This is a genomic window from Kitasatospora sp. MBT63 (assembly GCF_000710465.2).
Taxonomy (GTDB): domain Bacteria; phylum Actinomycetota; class Actinomycetes; order Streptomycetales; family Streptomycetaceae; genus Kitasatospora.
On sequence record NZ_JAIZ01000375.1, the window covers coordinates 1 to 16710 of the forward strand.

At 74.2% G+C, this 16710-nt stretch carries 15 protein-coding genes; 6 read left to right on the forward strand and 9 right to left on the reverse strand.

Annotated features, from left to right (window positions below; all coding sequences use genetic code 11):
• Nucleotides 1-978: YafY family protein (locus AA75_RS21960; protein WP_033821882.1), on the reverse strand; the 978-nt coding region annotated here is incomplete at its 3' end.
• Between the two features lie 165 nt (nucleotides 979-1143).
• Between AA75_RS21960 and AA75_RS21965 the strand changes: the two genes are divergently transcribed.
• The 3 genes from AA75_RS21965 (at nucleotide 1144) to AA75_RS21975 (ending at nucleotide 4122) form a co-directional block, all read left to right on the forward strand.
• A complete protein-coding gene (locus AA75_RS21965; protein ID WP_033821883.1) occupies nucleotides 1144-2244 on the forward strand; it encodes a winged helix DNA-binding domain-containing protein in 1101 nt (366 codons plus the stop codon).
• A 103-nt stretch (nucleotides 2245-2347) separates the two neighbouring features.
• Nucleotides 2348-2989, forward strand: coding sequence for a TMEM175 family protein (locus AA75_RS21970; protein WP_051813012.1), 642 nt, complete (start codon nucleotides 2348-2350; stop codon nucleotides 2987-2989).
• A gap of 68 nt (nucleotides 2990-3057) precedes the next feature.
• Complete coding sequence (locus AA75_RS21975; protein WP_051813014.1) at nucleotides 3058-4122, forward strand: HEAT repeat domain-containing protein; 1065 nt, start codon at nucleotides 3058-3060, stop codon at nucleotides 4120-4122.
• Nucleotides 4123-4134: 12 nt separating this feature from the next.
• Here the strand turns inward: AA75_RS21975 and AA75_RS21980 are convergent, their stop codons facing one another.
• The 6 genes from AA75_RS21980 to AA75_RS22005 all read right to left on the reverse strand — a co-directional run bounded on the left by AA75_RS21980 (nucleotide 4135) and on the right by AA75_RS22005 (nucleotide 11698).
• Nucleotides 4135-5391 (reverse strand): AMP-binding protein, encoded by a 1257-nt coding sequence (locus AA75_RS21980; protein WP_033821884.1) that lies wholly within the window; start codon nucleotides 5389-5391, stop codon nucleotides 4135-4137.
• Nucleotides 5392-5400: 9 nt separating this feature from the next.
• Nucleotides 5401-6303, reverse strand: a complete 903-nt coding sequence (locus AA75_RS21985) for an SDR family NAD(P)-dependent oxidoreductase (protein ID WP_051813016.1) — start codon at nucleotides 6301-6303, stop codon at nucleotides 5401-5403.
• A complete protein-coding gene (locus tag AA75_RS21990; RefSeq protein WP_033821885.1) occupies nucleotides 6300-7613 on the reverse strand; it encodes an MFS transporter in 1314 nt (437 codons plus the stop codon). The genes AA75_RS21985 and AA75_RS21990 overlap by 4 nt, the downstream gene beginning before the upstream one ends.
• Complete coding sequence (locus AA75_RS21995; protein ID WP_051813018.1) at nucleotides 7610-8836, reverse strand: AMP-binding protein; 1227 nt, start codon at nucleotides 8834-8836, stop codon at nucleotides 7610-7612. The genes AA75_RS21990 and AA75_RS21995 overlap by 4 nt, the downstream gene beginning before the upstream one ends.
• Entirely contained in the window at nucleotides 8833-9897 is a 1065-nt protein-coding gene (locus AA75_RS49600; protein WP_199520386.1) for a RimK family alpha-L-glutamate ligase, read from the reverse strand. The genes AA75_RS21995 and AA75_RS49600 overlap by 4 nt, the downstream gene beginning before the upstream one ends.
• A gap of 793 nt (nucleotides 9898-10690) precedes the next feature.
• Nucleotides 10691-11698: a YdcF family protein gene (locus AA75_RS22005; RefSeq protein WP_033821887.1), complete on the reverse strand. Its 1008-nt coding sequence runs from the start codon at nucleotides 11696-11698 to the stop codon at nucleotides 10691-10693.
• Nucleotides 11699-11937: 239 nt separating this feature from the next.
• On the opposite strand from AA75_RS22005, the gene AA75_RS22010 reads away from it, so the two are divergent.
• Together AA75_RS22010 and AA75_RS22015 are read left to right on the forward strand one after the other, a co-directional pair.
• A complete protein-coding gene (locus tag AA75_RS22010; protein ID WP_033821888.1) occupies nucleotides 11938-13662 on the forward strand; it encodes an RICIN domain-containing protein in 1725 nt (574 codons plus the stop codon).
• Nucleotides 13663-13795: 133 nt separating this feature from the next.
• A complete protein-coding gene (locus AA75_RS22015; RefSeq protein ID WP_033821889.1) occupies nucleotides 13796-14248 on the forward strand; it encodes a DUF2871 domain-containing protein in 453 nt (150 codons plus the stop codon).
• A gap of 83 nt (nucleotides 14249-14331) precedes the next feature.
• Here AA75_RS22015 and AA75_RS22020 read toward each other — a convergent pair whose 3' ends face one another.
• Entirely contained in the window at nucleotides 14332-15057 is a 726-nt protein-coding gene (locus tag AA75_RS22020) for a YoaK family protein (RefSeq protein ID WP_063794412.1), read from the reverse strand.
• A 362-nt stretch (nucleotides 15058-15419) separates the two neighbouring features.
• Here AA75_RS22020 and AA75_RS22025 point away from each other — a divergent pair, with 362 nt between their 5' ends.
• Entirely contained in the window at nucleotides 15420-16148 is a 729-nt protein-coding gene (locus tag AA75_RS22025) for a hypothetical protein (protein ID WP_033821890.1), read from the forward strand.
• Between the two features lie 58 nt (nucleotides 16149-16206).
• On the opposite strand, the gene AA75_RS44825 is transcribed toward AA75_RS22025, so the two are convergent.
• The coding region (locus AA75_RS44825; protein ID WP_033821891.1) for a VOC family protein at nucleotides 16207-16710 on the reverse strand (504 nt) is incomplete at its 5' end.

Genomic DNA, 16710 nt, shown 5'->3' on the forward strand with positions numbered 1-16710 from the left:
CGGTGACGGCCCCGCCGCCGCGGCCGCGTAGCGGCGGGCCAGCAGCGCGAACGCCCGGCGCAGCTCCGGCGGCCCGACCACCTCGATCTCCGCGTCGAACGCGCCGACGGCCGCCGCCAGACCCGCCCACGACCACGAGCCCAGGGTGAGCCGGCAGCGGTCCGGGCCGAGTTCCTCGACCAGCCCGTCACCGGCGTACCGGGACACCGTGGCCGCCGGCAGGCCGAGCACCACCTCACCGCGGCACGGCAGCGCACCGGAGCCGTCGGCACCCAGGAACCGGCCGGCCACGAACGCGGCCACCTCGCCCCCCGGCACCTCGCGCGGGGTGAAACGCGGCCCGGTCGGGGTGCGCGGCGCCATCCGGTCCGCCCGGAAGGTGCGCCAGTCCCCGCGGTCGAGGTCCCAGGCGACCAGGTACCACCGCCCTCCCCAGGTGACCAGATGGTGCGGCTCCACCCGGCGCGGCGCCCCACCGGAACCGCCCGCCGGGCCGGCGTAGTCGAACCGCAGCACCTCCCGGGCGTGGACGGCGGCGCCCACCGCCGCCAGCACACCGCCGTCGACCTCCGTCCCCGACCGGCCCCCCGGCCGCTCCACGGCCGTCACCCGGAGCGTGTCGATGCGGTGCCGCAGCCGCGCCGGCATCACCTGCCGCACCGTGTTCAGCGCACGGGCCGCGGCCTCCCCGATCCCCGCGCCGGAGGCGGCGGCGAGCTGCAGCGCCACCGCCAGGGCGACCGCCTGCTCGTCGTCGAACAGCAGCGGCGGCAGCTCGGCACCCGCGTCGAGCCGGTACCCGCCCTCCGGACCCTTGGTAGCCGCGATCGGATAGCCGAGCCCGCGCAGCCGGTCCACATCACGCCGCACGGTCCGCGCGCTGACCTCCAACCGCTCCGCCAGCAACGCCCCCGGCCAGTCCCGGCGCGCCTGGAGCAGGGAGAGCAGGGCGAGCAGTCGCGCTGAGGTCGTCGGCATGGACCCCATCCTGCCCCCGGTAGCGGCCAGAACCTGACCGCTACCCGTGCGAGTGTGGTCCCGTTCCCGTACGAGAGTGACCGGAGAGGCCCCGAGCACCATGACCGCGAGACAACCGAGGCCGGCACACCGGGCGAACCGACCCGACAGCGGCCGGAGGACCCGATGACCGTCCTCGGCACCCGGGCCCTCAACCGCGCGACGCTCGCCCGGCAACTGCTGCTCGAACCCGCCGACCTGCCGGTCCACGACGCCGTCGCACACCTCGGCGGCCTCCAGGCCCAGGAACCGCAGGAACCGTTCACCGGGCTCTGGTCACGGCTGCGCACCTTCGACCCGGCCGCCCTCTCGGAGCTGCTCACCGACCGCCGCGTGGTCCGCACCCACCTGATGCGCCGCACCGTCCACCTGCTCACCGCCGCCGACGCCCTCGCCTGGCGCTCCCGCCACGACGCCATGCTGCGTCAACGGGTCCTCGGCACCTACCGCCGTGAACTCGCCGGGGTCGACCTCGACGAACTCGCCGCCGCGGGCCGGGCCGTCCTCGCCGACGACCGGCCCCGCACGATGACCGAACTCGCCCGGGCCGTCGCCGACCGCTGGCCGGCCCCCGGACCGCGCCCACTCGGCGAAATGCTGGTCGCCGCCCTCGTCCCGATGGCCCAGCTGCCGCCCCGCGGCCTGTGGCGGACCAAGGGCGGAGTACGCAACCTCCCGCTCGCCGCCTGGCTCGGCCGCGAGATCGACCCGCCGTCCCAGGACCCCGCCGACCCCGTCGGCCAGGCCCTCGTCCGCCGCTACCTGGCCGCCTTCGGACCCGCCGCCTCGGCCGACCTGCGCGCCTGGTGCGGCCTGGCCGGACTGCCCGCCGCGGTCGCCGCGATCCGCGGCGACCTGGTCACCTTCCGCGACGAGCGCGGCCGGGAACTGCTCGACCTCCCCGACGCACCGCGCCCCGACCCCGACACCCCCGCCCCCGTACGGTTCCTCCCGGCGTTCGACAACGCGGTCCTCGGCTACCACGACCGCCGCCGGATCATCGACGACGCCCACCGCGGCCTCTCCGTCGCCGGGGAGCGCGTGGTCCTGGTCGACGGCCGGGTCGGCGCCACCTGGACCACCCGGGCAGGCACCGTCACCGTCACCCCGCTGCGCCGCCTCGCCCGGGCCGAACGCACCGCCGTCGCCGAACAGGGCCAGGCCCTGGCGTCGTTCCTGTCCGACGGCGACAGCGACCGGGCCGAGGTCACCGACCCCCCGGACTGAACGCCCCGGGCCCCGGCGGGCGGCTGGCCCGAACGGGCGGCGCGGGCCCGGCGGCCCGGCGTGTCCGACCGCCGGACCACCCGGCGTCCCTACGCTCGGCGGGATGAGCGGACCCGAGGAGCGAGAGCCCACCGAGACCGGCGGTCCCGCCCTCGACCGTCTACTGGCCCTGTCCGACGGCGTCTTCGCCATCGCCGCCACCCTGCTGGTGCTCGACGTCGCGATCCCGGCCGGCCTCTCCCCGGACGACTACCGGCAGGCGCTGCACGACATCCTGCCGCCGCTGGCGGCGTACGGGCTGAGCTTCCTGGTGATCGTCGAGTTCTGGCGCGGCCACCGGGAGATCTTCGAGTACGTCGGACGCCCCGACACCACCCTGACCAGGCTCGCCCTGCTGGAACTCGGCCTGGTCGCGCTGCTCCCCTTCCCGACCGCCCTGCTGTCCGAGTACGGCGACCAGTGGCAGTCGGTCGCCATCTACTCGGCCGGCGTCGCCGCCGTGGACGTCGTCCAACTCGCCATCGTGCTGCACCTGAAGGCACACCCGAGCATCCTGCGCACCGGGCTGCCCCGCCACGTCGTACGCGCGCTCGTCGTCGAACTCGTGGGAACGATCGTGGTCCTGACCGCCGTCGTCGTCATCTCCTACACCTTCACCTCCGCGACCAAGTGGCCCTGGCTCGCCCTGATCCCGCTGAAGGTCGCGGCCGGCCGCTACGGCCGGCCGGACGAGGAGAAGGGCTGACCGGACGAGCAGGGCTGACCGGCGAAAACCCCGGTGCGCGCCCCGCGACGGTGGGGGAGACTGCACCGATGGACACCACCCCGGCCGCGGAGCCGGTCGCCCGGGCGCTGGCGCTCGCGCACGCCGCCGACCCTTCGGACCCGGACCCGGACCAGGACGCATACCGGTCGCTGCTGCGGCAGGCCGCCGCCGACGGACCCGGATCCCTGACGCTCGGCCGGGAACTGATCCGCTCGCCCGACCCCGTCGACCGGGAGGCGGGCTGCGCCCTGCTCGGCCACGCGGGCGACCGGCACGAGGAGCTCCGCGCCGAGACGGCGACCGCCCTGATCGGCCTGGCGCGGCGGGAGAGCGGGAGCGGGGTCCTCGCCGCGCTGGCCCGCGCACTCGGCGGGACGGCGGACCGGCGCGCCGTCCCCGTCCTGGTCACCCTGGCCGGTCATCCCGACGCCGGGGTGCGGGAACAGGTCGCCGCCGCCTTCCCCGGGGTCGCCACCGGCCTGCCGGACGGCCCCGACACCGCCGCGCTCATCACACTGACCCGCGACCCGGACCCGCAGGTGCGCAACTGGGCGACCTTCAGCCTCGGCCTCCAGCTCGAGACCGACAGCCCGGCGATCCGGGCCGCCCTGTGGGAACGCACCCGTGACGAGGACCCGGACGCCCGCGAGGAGGGCATCCACGGCCTCGCCCGCAGGCACGACCCGCGCGCCGTTCCGCTCCTGCTGGAACTGCTCGGCCATCCCGACGGCGCCCACACCCTGACCTTCCACGCGGCCGCCGTGCTGGGCGCCCCCGAACTGCTGCCCGCGCTGCAGACGTACGACGCCGACGGCACCGGGGTCGACGACGCAGTGAACGCCTGCGACCCGGTGCGCCGCGCCCGGCTGGACGCCGCCGCCTGGGACCTGCTGTGCACACTCGACCGGCTCCGCCCCGACCTGCGCGCCGCGCTCCGGGCACCGCGCTTCGACCCCGGCCTGGAACTCACCCTCGGGTCCGCCCCCGAAACCCCGACCTACGACCTCGAAGCGCTCCTGCGCCGGGCCGCCGACGACCCCACCCGCGCCGCCGACCTGGTCGCCGCCGACCACCCACCGGACCCGGATCAGCGGAGCAGCTCCGCCAGCTGATCCGGGGCGCCGTCAGGCCGGGGGGCGTTCGTCCAGGACCTGCTGGAGCTTGCCGGTGCGTGGGTTGGTGACCAGCTCCGACCGCGGGACCCACTCGACCTGGAGGTGGTGGATGGCGCCCGACGCCACCTCGGCCGGGTAGAGCGGCCGGGCCGTGTACACCGCCTCGATCAGCCTGCCGCTCAGGTCGGCGGGCGGCTGCTCGGTGTACCCGAGGCGCAGGATCAGGCCGTCGCGGCCGTCCCAGCGCCGCTGCACCATCTGCATCCCGGCGATGAACCGGTCCGGATCGGCCTCGATGAGCACCGTACGGATGTCCTCGGTCGGCATCGCGACGGTGCCGACCCGGGCGCCCTCGACCGAGCGGCCGAGCAGCCGGAAGCGGCGGCACTCGGTGTCGAGCCACTCCGCGCGGTCCCCGGCGGGGTAGCGGATGATCGGCATCAGGGTGCGGAACAGGTTGGTGACCAGGACCCGGCCGGGCACCCCGGGGGTGGTGACGGGCTCACCGGTCACATCGTCGACGATCTCCACCATGGTGCGGTGGGGGAACGCCTCGTGCACCCGGACGTCGTCCCCGGGGACGGGCGCGGCGACCAGCCCCGCGTCCACCGAGGCGTAACCCAGCGACGAGACCGCCGCCTTGGGGAAGGCCCGGGACAGGATCGGCCGCAGGTCGGCGAAGAGCAGGTCGCCGCCGAACAGCAGCAACTCCACCGAGTCGGCGCTCTCACCGCGCCGCACCAGGCACTCCGCCACCGAGCTGAGCTTCATCGGCTCGCCCGCCAGCACGTGGACGCCGAAGCTCGCGATCAGGTCGGCGATGTAGTCGTCGGAGGCGGCGCCGCCGACCGGCAGCCGGACGTTGTCGACCGGCGCGTGGTGCAGCGCGTTCTCGACGTACAGGAACCCGCCGTACAGCTCGCCGGCGCAGAACAGGTTGGCCACCCGGTGGCCCGGCTTCAGCCCGGCCTGGACCAGGCCCGCGCCGAACGCGGTCACCGAGTCGGCGTGTTCGGTGCGCGACCAGGGCGAGAGCTTCGGCGCACCGGTGGTCCCGCCGGTCTTGTAGACGCCCGCGTCGGTCAGCGGCGCGGTCAGGACCTGGTTGTCCGGCCACCGGTTGGCGGCCCAGAACTCGGCCTGGTCGATGATGGGCAGTTCGGTGAGGTGCGAGACGGTCCGGGGTACGTCGCGGTACACCCGGGCGTAGAACGGCGAGTGGGTGCGGGCATGGTCGACCAGCTCCTGAAGCGGTTTCGCGGGCACTGCCTCTCCTTATCTGCCGTCGGTGCCGGGGGAGTCCAGCCGGTCGGGGTCGGGTCGTCCGATCCAGGTACGGGCGAGCGTCTGTACGGCCGAGCCGTCGCGGTCGGCCAGCTTGTGGTCCAGGTACTCGGCCGCCCACCCGTTGGCGGGGACCCGGAAACCGGGCCGCTCCGCGAGCAGGGTCCGCACCACGACCCCGGCGACCTCCGCCGCCGGCTGCCCCGCCGCCTCCCAGCCCTGGCCGCCCACCCAGGCGAGATAGTCGGCGAAGGTGTCGGCGTACGGGCCCGAGGCGGCCTGGATGGTCGCCCGGTTGATGTCGGGGAACACCCCGAACTCGGTGTCCGGTACGAAGCCCGGCACCACCAGCGACACCGTCACGCCGTGCGCCCCGGCGACCGGGGCCAGGCTCTCCATGAACCCCTCGACGGCGAACTTCGCCGCGCAGTAAGCCTCGTTGAACGGCTGGCCGACGACCCCGTGCACACTGCCGATGGTCACCAGCCGTCCCCGGGCGGCCCGCAGCAGCGGCATCGCGGCCCGGCTGACCGCGACCACACCGAAGAAGTTCACCTCCAGGTTGGCGCGCAGCGCCGCCATCGTCGACATCTCCATGGTGGGGTCGGAGTTGGAGACGCCGGCGTTGTTCACCACCGCGTCCAGCCGCCCGTACGCCCGCTCGACGCCCGCCACGCACTCCGTCACCGAGTCGGCGTCCGTGACGTCCAGCCGGCGCACGTCCAGCGTCACGCCCGCCCGGTCGGCGGCGGCGAGCAGCGCGTCCGCCCGGCCCGGATCCCGCACGGTCGCCACCGTGGTGAACCCGGCGCGTGCCGCGCGGACGGCGGTGGCCAGCCCGATGCCGGACGAGGTCCCGGTCACCAGGACCGTCCTGCCGGGGTCAGCCGTCATGACGCTGTCTCCGTCAGGGTCGGCTCGCTGCCCGGCCCGGCGGCGGTGACGTCCGCCCCGGCGGCCCGCTCCCGTCCGGCCGCGTCCAGCAGCGGCTGGAGCCCGGCGGCGGGCAGGAAGGAGAACGCCGCCAGCAGGGTGCCGCCGGCCATCACCACCCGCGCCGCGTCCAGCACCCCGAGCGGCCCGGTCAGCAGGGCCACCCCCACACCGCCGACCAGCGCCGCCAGCGGGATCACCCCCCAGGTCACGGTCCGGAACGCCGCGTGCATCACCCCCTGGTGGCGGGCCGACATCCGGGACTGCCGGATCGGCGCGCTGCACACATTGATGCAGGACATGAAGAAGCCGTAGCAGCCCATCGTCACCGCGATCACCGGCCCGGCGGGCAGCGCGGGCGCCGCCAGCACGCCGAGCCCGACCAGGCAGTGCAGCAGCAGCGCCCAGGCCATGGTCCGCCCGGTGCCCAGGCGCCCGCTGATCCGCGGCGCGACCAGCGCGCCGACCAGGGCGCCCGCCGCCGCCACCGACATGGCCGCACCGAACACCCCCGCCGACACCCCGAGGCCCCGGTACGCGAGGATCGGCAGCACCGTGACGAAGACCGGACCGCCGGAGTTGAGCGTCACCGCGGCCACCACCACCCGCCGCAGCACCGGATCGGCCCAGTTCAGCCGGAAACCCGCGGTCAGCCGCTCCCACACCGTGCCCTCGACGACCGTCCGCTCGCCCCAAGGCCGCATGGAGCGGAAGCACACCGCCGAGACCAGGTAGCTGGCCGCGTCCACCAGCAGCGCCGCCGCGCCGAGCACGCTGTAGAGGGCGGCCGCGATCGACGGCCCGGCCACCTCCGACACCGAGCCGCTGCCCTCCAACCGCGAGTAGGCGCTGACCAGTTGGTCCTCCTCCACCACGGCGGGGACGGCGACCAGATACCCGACGTTGAAGAAGATGGTGGCGCCGCTGATCACCGCCACGCAGCCGAACAGCAGCGGCGTGGAGAGCGCGTCCTGCCAGTACGCCAGCGGGATCAGCGCCACCGCCGCCAGCCGCACCAGGTCGCAGGTCAGCATCGTGCGCCGCTTGTCCCAGCGGTCGACCAGCACCCCGGCGACCGGGCCGAGCAGCGGAATGCCCAGGTACTGCGCCATCGCCACCACGCCGACCTGGAGGGCGCTGGCGTGCAGGGCGAAGATCATCAGGGTCGGCACCACGAACACGGTGACCCGGTCGCCGACCGTACTCACCGTCTGGCCCGCCCAGAACAGGTTGAACCCGCGGCCCAGGGAGGCCGGCCGGCGCAGCTTCACGACCCCTCCCTGACCACGAAGTCGGCCGTCTTCCCGGTCCGGTCGTTGCTGACCAGCGCGTCCACCGCGAGCACCCGGAAGGACTCCGGGTCGTGCAGGAAGGCGGTACTGAGGGTGAACGTCGCGGACAGCAGCTCCCGGCGCAGACCGTCGAGGTCCACCGCCGCACCCTGGCCGGTGAGCAGCAGGACGTCCACACCGCTCGCCCGCCCCTTGGCCTCGGTGATCAGGACCTGCGCCCGGGACACCCCGGGCTCCCGCTCCACCCGCGCGATGAGCTCGTTCACGTGCAGCCCGAGACCGCGGACCTGCACCACACTGTCGCGCCGCCCGAGCACCCGCATCGCGGCACCCGCCCGGCCGCACGGACAGGACGTCAACTCGCCCGCGTCGCCGGTCCGGTAACGCAGCACAGGGTTGAGCATGTCGGGGTTGAGCGTGGTGAAGTCCAGCAGGTCGCCCTCGCCGACGTGCACCAGCTGCTCGGGCAGCGGGTGGAAGGTGTCGGCCGGGCAGTCGGGCGTGTTGGTGCCGACCACCCAGGTCTCGGTGGAGCCGAACATGCCCCAGCGGCGCGCGTGCGGCGCGACCACCGCCATGTCCTGCTCCAGCTGCGGCTGCCACGCCTCGCCGAGCCACAGCACCTTGCGCAGCGCGGGCAGTTCCAGCCCGGCGGCCCGCGCCCGGGCGAACCACAGCCGCAGCACGCTGGGCGTCCCGCCGATCGCGGTCACCGAGCGGGCGGCGAAGAACGCCAGCCAGTCCTCGTACTCGTCGGCGGTGACCGAGCCCAGCGCGATGACCTGGCAGCCGGACCGGTCGGCCAGTCCCGCCGCCAGGAAGTGCGCGCCCCACATCCGGCCCGCGCCCCAGGCGTTGACGAACACGTCCGTGCGCTCCAGCGGCTGCCAGTGCGCGTACACCCCGGCCATGTAGAACCCGGTCGGCGCGTAGCCGACCTTCGGCGCGCCGGTGCTGCCGCCGCTCTGGAACAGCCAGGTGGCACCGGTCGCGGCCCGGGGTTCCAGGTGCGCCAGCGCGACGTTGAGGTCGTCCTTGGCCAGCGGCGGGAGCGCCGCGAGCCCGTCGAGCGTCAGCGGCCCGTCCAGGCCTTCGTAGCGCTGCGCCAACTCCGGTACGGTCCTCAGCAGTTCGAGGTTGCGCCGGGCGACGCCCAGCTGCGGTCCGGCCGCCTGCGGCGGCAGCGAGAACTGGTCCGTCATCTCGACTCCGTTCCTGGGGTGAGGGTGGCCGCGGTGCCGGCCGAGCCGTTGGCCAGCCACTTCGCGTGGGCGTCCCGGTAGGCGGCGAACCGCGCCCGGGTGATGTCGCGCTGCAGGGTACGGCCGGGGTCGTCGTAGTCCGGGGCGATCACCCCGTCCGGCTCCAGCTCGGAGAACCAGTACCGCTCGCCGTCGAACAGGAAGTCGACGCAGAAGAACGGGATCGGTAGTCGCTCGGCGAAGTACGCCGTCGCCGCGGCCAGTTCCGCCGGCACCGGCGGGAACTCCATGATCCCGCCACGGCTGGCGTTGGCCACCGGCGAGCCGGGCAGCGGGATCCGCTTCATCACCGCGTACGGCTTGCCGTCCACCACGTACACCCGGTAGTCGACCGTGCCGTCCCCCAGGTACGGCTGGACCACCAGCGTGGTGTCGCCGCCCTGCGCCAGACTGGCCAGCCCCCGGATGTCCTCCCGGCTGCGCGCCAGGTTGATCCCGCCGCCACCGCACCACCCCGACGGCTTCACGATCGCCGGGTACGTCATGTTCGCCAGCGCCGCCTCGTACAGGTGCTTGCCGACGTCGCGGCCGGTGCCGATCCGGACCGTGGGGATCGGCGGCACCGGGGAGCCGGCCAGGGCCAGCATGGTGGCCAGCTTGTCGTTGCCGACCAGCGAGACCTGTGGGGGGAACGGCAGGTAGAAACCGGCCTGTTCGAGCACGGCGTACAGCTCGTACTGGTTGAAGATGTCCATCGCCTGGTACGGCAGCGAGTACAGCGCCGTGACGAACAGCGTGTCGTCCGGGGAGACCTGCTCGCCGTCCACGTAGACCCGCGGGCGGGCAGGGTCCGTGGCATCCACCGTGACCGCGTCGGGCGCGTGCCGGGTCCAGGACATCCCCGACTCCTCGGCGACCTCCGCGTACAGGTCCCAGAAGAAGTCCTGCCACATCGCCGTCGCCCGGGTCGACTCCCGGTCGGGGAAGATCCAGCACATCCGGCGCAGCGGGCCGGGCCGCTGCGCCGGACCGGCGGGTTCACGCATCGTGGGTATGCTCATTGCGATCCTCACAGAGAAGCGGTCGACGGCCGGTCGGCGAGCCCGACGCCCGGTCCACGGAACTCCGCGACGACCACCCCCCGGCCGGTCGCGCGACAACACCGGCCCTACGGACCGACCCGCCGGGTGAGACCACGGGCGCGCGGCGGCCCGGCACTGGGCCGGCGCGTCACATCGGTGTCGGGGCTCATCCGGGTTCGGTTCTCCACCAGGGCTCGGGTGCGGCGCCGGACCGCTGACCGGCAGTGACGCACCGGCACGCTCCGGACGAGGAGAACTCTCGCAACGCCGGTGAGCCATGTCAATGGTTCGGAATCCGTAATGACTCTTCGTCAAATGACCGCACACGGAACCCAATCGGTGCACTTCTTGACCTGATCCGAAAGGGTGGACCGGGCCGCCCGACGACGGCATGATCGACCGGATGACGAGCGACGCCGCACGCGGCGCACCCCACCTCGCCGACCGCGCGCCCGGCGCCAGGACCGCCGGATCCGGATCGACGCCGATCACCCACGCCCCCGGCTCGACCCGGTGGAGCAGCAGCGCCTGCGAACCCGTGCCGCAGCCCACGTCGACGACCACGTCCCCGGACCGGGGAGCCACCTGCATCGTCAGCAGGCCGCGCCACGGACGTTCGCTCAGCAGGGCGGCCACGGGGTCGTAGCGGCGGGTGGGCGCGAAGCGGCCCGGCGCGGGAGTGGAGGCTCGTGCCGTCGTGCCCGAAGTCCCGGCCGGGCACCACCCGGCGGTCGTGAACGAACCGCTCGCCCGTCGGGGGCCGGCCCCGTCGTCAGGCGATCCGGCCGACCACGGCGCCGACCACTCCGAGCACGGCCACCGCCGCCGCGTTGGCGGTCGGGTAGAGGGCGAGGACGGCGACGAACTCACGGATGATGGCGCTCGGCCAGTAGTACGGCGCGGTGTGCGCCCCGAGCACCTGGCCGGGCAGGCCGGCCCGCCGCGCCAGCACGGCGGAGCGCAGCACGTGGAAGGTGCTGGTGACCACCACGCAGCGGTAGCCGGGACCGTGCTGCCGCTCCATCACCACGCGGCTGAACCGGAGGTTCTCCTCCGTGCTGACCGACCGGTCCTCCTGGGCGATCCGGCCCTCCGGGCACCCCAGCGCGGTCAGGTGGTCGGCCATCGCCTGCGACTCCGGCACCCGCTCGTCGTCACCCTTGCCACCGGAGACCAGCACGGCCGGCGGCCGGCCCCGGGCCGCCTGCACCTGGTACAGCCCCCAGGCCCGCTCCAGCCGTCCCGCCAGCAGCGGCGGTACCTGGTCCCCGTCGGTCAGCCCGGCGCCCAGGACGACCACGAAGTCGACGTCCCGGCGGGTGGTGAGGCGCCCGTACAGGAAGGCGTAGCCGAGGAAGCAGACGAACAGGAACCCGAAGTACCCGGCGACCAGCAGGGTGCCGCCCGCGACGGCGCGCAGCGCCGGGGAGTCGATGTGCACGGCGGCGAGCAGCAGGGCGAGCAGCGCGAGCAGGGTCAGGCCGAGCAGCAGCGGCAGCAGGTTGGCGAGCCGGCCGCCCTCGGTCCGGAGCATGGTGACGCCGTTGGCGAGCAGGAAGAGCGCCACCGCGAGCAGGCCGAGCCCCGCCGCTGCCGGGATCGCCGCCGAGGCGCTGTCCACCACGACGGCCGGGAGCCGGGCCAGTTCGCCCAGTACCCCCGCGGCCAGGAAGAGCACGGACAGCCCGAGCAGGACGGCGTTGCCGAACCGCCGCCGGTCGCGGCGCACCCCGACGGCGAAGACCACGAGGAACGCGACGGCCAGAGCGTAGGCGGGCATGCGCGCATCCTAGGCAGGTACGCGCGCCGCCGGCCGGTGCCGCGCCTCGGGTGGTCGGTCGCGTGTGCGTCGCAGGCGGCCGTCCACCACTCGGACAGGTCCGGGCTTTCCGTTATCCCGGCCGGCCCGGTGGATCTCCTTGGGTGACAGACGGTCACCGTGCCGGCCGCCGCGACGCGGCCGGTCCGCGGGCCGGTGCGCGATCCGAGCAGCTCGGACGAGTTCCTGGAGGGACAACGGTGGCACAGCCAGCCACGGCCACGCTCACGGATGCCGATCTCGCCGCCGGCATCCGGGCCGGCGGGGAACGGTACCTGCCGGCGGCCGAGGAGATCGCCCGCCGGCACTCGGACGCGCTCCTCGCCCGGACCCGGCCGTGGTGCCGTGGCGGCCGCAGCGCCAAGGAGCTCACGGACGAGGCCTTCGCCGAGGTGCTCGCGGCCGTCGCCGCCGGGGGCGGTCCGTCCCACGCCTGGCGGCCCCGGCTGGTGGAGACGGCCCGACGGCAGGCGGCGCAGTGGGCCGACACCGGGCGGGAGGCCGCCCTGTCGGCCGGGTTCGCGGCCTGGCTGCGGTCGCTGCCGCGGGTGGAACCGGCGTGCTCGGCGGCGGACGCGCTGGCCGCGGCCGAGGAGGCGTCGACACTGCTGCGGGCGTTCCGGGAGCTGTGGGAGCCGTGGCAGGCCGAGCTGTGGCGGTACCTGGAGCCGGCCGCCGAGCGTGAGGGGGACCGGCCGGCGGACGGGCTGGAGGCCGCCCCGGCCCCGGCCCCGCCGCCCGCGCGTGAGGCGCTCTTCGACGCGTACCAGCAGGTGTACGTGTCGCGGGCCTCCTCGCGGACCTGCCGCCAACTGGTCGCCAGGCTGGGCGACGCCGTGCGGCGGGACGTCATCGCCGCGGACGACGGCCTCGCGCACCACCTGTACGGGTGCGCCGCCTGTGCCGACGCCCGGACCGAGCTCGCAGCCATCCGCGACTGGGACCGCGACCCGCTCCGGCAGGGGCTGCTGCTGTGCACCGACGGCCCGTCGGCCGGCTCGGAGGCGGGGGCGGTGGCCGTGGTGGGGACCGCGGAGGGGCCGGACGCGACGGTGACCACCGTCCTTCCCCTGCCTGCGGACCTCGCCGGCCCTCCGGCGGCCGTCGCCGCCCGCCGGTCGCCCGTGCCGTCCCGTACGGCGGTCGGTGTCGTCCTCGTGGTGGCCGCGCTCGCGGGGATCGTCGCCGCGTCCACGGCATCGGACGACGTGCCGGACCGGGTGGCCGCCTCTCCCGCTCCGGCCGGGCCCGCTTCGCCCGTCGCACCGGTGAGCCCGTCGGTGTCGACGGTGCCGACCGCCACCCCGTCCCCGAGCACCCCGCCGTCGGCCGACGCCGCCGCCTCGGACGATGCCCCGACCGCGGCGACCGGCCCCGGCCCGACGGCCGCTTCGCGCAGCGCGTCGGCGGGTACGTCGGCGGGGACATCGGCCGGTACGTCGGGTGGGGGCGCACCGTCGCCGGGGCCGCTGCCGGGGGCGTTCCGCCTCATCGACGTAGCGGGCGGCCTCTGCGTGGGCAGCGTGGGCGACACCGCTACGGCGCTCGCCCTGCTGCCCTGCACCGGTGACCGGTCACAGGCCTGGCAGCGTCTGGCCGTGGGCAACGACCTCTACCAACTCCGCAACGCCGAGGATGGGTTGTGCCTCGACGGCACCAGCGGGTCGGGCAATGTGGTGGCGGTGGCGCTGCGGCCCTGCCGGCCGGCCGGGCAGTACCCGGAGCAGCTTTGGCGGTTCGCCGTGGACAGGACGCCGACCACCTTCCGGCTGTGGTTCGCCCCGCAGGTCGCCGGCAGCGACTACGGCTCGCACCTGCTCGGCCCGAAGGAATGGTCGGGGAGTGCGCCGCCGCCGGCCGGATCGCCCATCGTCCACCAGCCCAACTACTACAACGACGACGCCTTCGTCTTCACGACCGGCTGACCGGATTCGTCGACCGCCGTCGTCGACTGCCTTCGTTGCTTGCCGTCGTCGCCGGCCTTCGGGGTCGGGCAGCGAGGTGCTTCAATGTCCCCCATCGGATTGACAGTTGATCAGATGAAAGCAGGCACCGGGGATGCGGAAGTCGTACTACGCGGCGCACGTCTACATGATCCTGGGAGTCGTATCGGGGCTGTACTACCGGGAGTTCACCAAGGCCCACGACTTCACCGGCGACACCCAGCTGGCCCTCATGCACACCCACCTGCTCGCGCTCGGGATGCTGGGCTTCCTGATCGTCCTGGCGCTGGACAAGCAGTTCCAGCTCTCCGGCACGAAGCTGTTCACCTCCTTCTTCTGGTTCTACAACGCGGGCATCTCGGTCAGCGTCGCGATGATGTTCGTGCACGGCACCGAGACCGTGCTCGCCGACCCCGTCCCCGAGGCCGTACCGCTGATCGCCGGCCTGGGGCACATCCTGCTCACCGTCGGGCTGATCCTGCTGTTCGTCCTGCTCGGCAAGCGCCTCAAGGAGCCCGCCACGCCGGCCGCCGCGACCGGGCCGGAGCCCGCGCAGACCCCGGCCTGACCGGACCCGCCCGCCCTGCCGCGCCGCGGCCCGGGCCCCGGCGGGGCCAGGACCGTGCCCGATCCATGGGCGTGGTCGGGCGGTTACGCCGCGGGCGGTGCCTTGGGTGGTGGGGCGGGTGTCCGGGGGAGGCGGCTGTCGGTGGGGTCGAAGGACAGCAGGGCGGCCGACACCAGGAGGGCGGGCAGCACGGGTGCGGCCGGGTGGAGCCAGCGGAAGGCCGCGCCGGCGGCCGCCGCGCCGGTGATGAACTGGCCGACCACGGCGAGGTTGCCCGCCAGGAGGCGCCCCCGGCCGACGAACTCGGCGATGGTCGAGGTGAGCAGGCCGGTCAGGAAGGCGGTCGGGGAGCCGCCGCCTGCGGTGGCGCGGGCGCCGGCGTTCTGGCTGCCCATCGCCGCCGCCGTGAGGACCAGCAGCGTCGTGCGGCGGGCGGCGTCGGGGGCGCCGTCCGAATCCAGCCAGCCCGCGACCACGAGCCAGAGCAGCGCGGTTTCGAGGAGCAGCCCCCGCCTTCCGGAACCGGGGAGGCGGCCCCGGCCGGCGGCCAGCAGGGTGCCCACGGCGGCCCCGAAGACGTAACCCAGCAGCGTCGCGCCGACCGGGCGGGCCGCGCCGAAGTGCGCGGTGCCCACGTATACGCCCAGCAGGGCGGAGTTCGCGGTGACCACGCTGGTGAACACGCCACCCAGGGCGAGGAATCCGAACGCGTTCGCGGCGCCCGCGGCGAGCACCAGCAGGCAGCGCGTCACGGCGGCCCGCCGCCCCGGCGGCAGCCCGCGCGGGCGCGCCTGCTCGGCCGGCGTCATGCCGTTCGAGGGGCGGGATGCGGCGCCGTACCCGGCTGTTCGGGGCCGCTCCCGTCGGCCGTTGCCCCGGCCGGCGGGAACTTCCGTCTCGCAGCCATGGTGTCCGGCCCTCCGTTGTGTCAGGTGACCTACCAGAGATAGCGGGCCGGTCGGAGCGGTGGACGCAGCGCGCCGGTCGGGGCCCGGGAACGCCACTCGTTGAGCCGATCCGTTTCGACCCGGCCGCCGGTGCCGCTCCGGCGTTGTCGAGGATTGATCAAAAGTCTGAGCTTCTCTTGAGGCACGCGACCCTCGCACACTGCTTGACTGATCATCACAAGGCATTCGCACAAGGGGGATTCGTTCACACCATGTCCACGCCCATGACCCGTCGCATCGCCACCACCGTCGTCGCCGGACTGGCCACCGCCGCCCTGCTGGGCACCGGAACCGCCAACGCGTCGATCATCTCGAAGGACGGCCTGCGCATCGGGGCCTACCAGAACAGCCTCAGGAGCAGCACCGAGCCCGGCGCCGCCGAGACGCTCCAGCAGTTCGACGCGCTCTCCCACGACCAGCAGGTCAAGTACCTCGACTACACCGAGGACCCCGACAACCTGAAGGCCCTGCTGGAGGAGGCCGCCGACGCCCCCGCGCCCGGCACCACCGTCCACCAGCTGGTGAACCTCAAGGGCGGCGACGTCCAGATCGAGACCGACAGCGACGCCAAGTTCACGCCGGACCCGGACGCCGGCGACGCGGTCGCGGCCGGCGGCAAGCTGAGCAAGGGATGGTGGGAGACCACCTACACGGTGAAGCAGAAGATCTTCGGTGTCACCGTCACCAAGTTCAGCCTGTGGGTGGACTACTACACCAACGGATCGAAGATCACCAAGGTCGACCACGCCGACTGCGCCAAGCGGAACTTCAACGCCGCGGTCTCCATCAGCCACAGCGTCCCCAAGGCGTCGCTGTACGGCGGCGAGGCCAACGGCGAGGTGATCTGGGAGGGGTCGATCATCTACCGGGGCTTCGGCGTCGAGATCGACAAGCGCCACCACGTCACCGCCAACGCCTACGGCTTCAAGAGCGGTTACCTCAAGAACGTCTGATCCCGCCCCGACCGGGCCGGTGCCGCACGAATTCCCGTGCGGCACCGGCCCGCCGGCATCAGCGGGAGGTCAGCAGGCAGAACTCTCGGCCGTCGGGATCGGCCATCGCCACCCTGCCGACCCGGCCCGTACAGCCGTCGCCCGTAGCGCCGTCGCCCGTGCTGCCAGCGCCCGTACCGTCGTCGAGCAGGATCGCTCCGAGGCCGGTGAGGCGGTCGACCTCCGCCTGCGGGTCACCGCCGGCGGGTGTGACGAGGTCGAAGTGCAGGCGGCTGCGCCCGGCCTTCGGCATCAGGGGCGGGCCGCCCCAGGTGAGCTTCGGGCCGCCGAGCGGCGAGCGGATCGCGGTCTCCTGCTCCTGGTCCCAGACCAGCGGCCAACCGAGCGCCCGGTTCCAGAAGTACCCGACCTCCTGCGATCCGTCGCAGGCGAGCGCCCCGAGGAAGCCGCAGCCGGCGAGGAACTTGTTGCCCGGCGCGATGACGCAGAACTCGTTGCCCTCGAGGTCGGCGAGCACCACGTGCCCCTCCTCCGGGCGCTGACCGACGTCGATGTGCCGGGC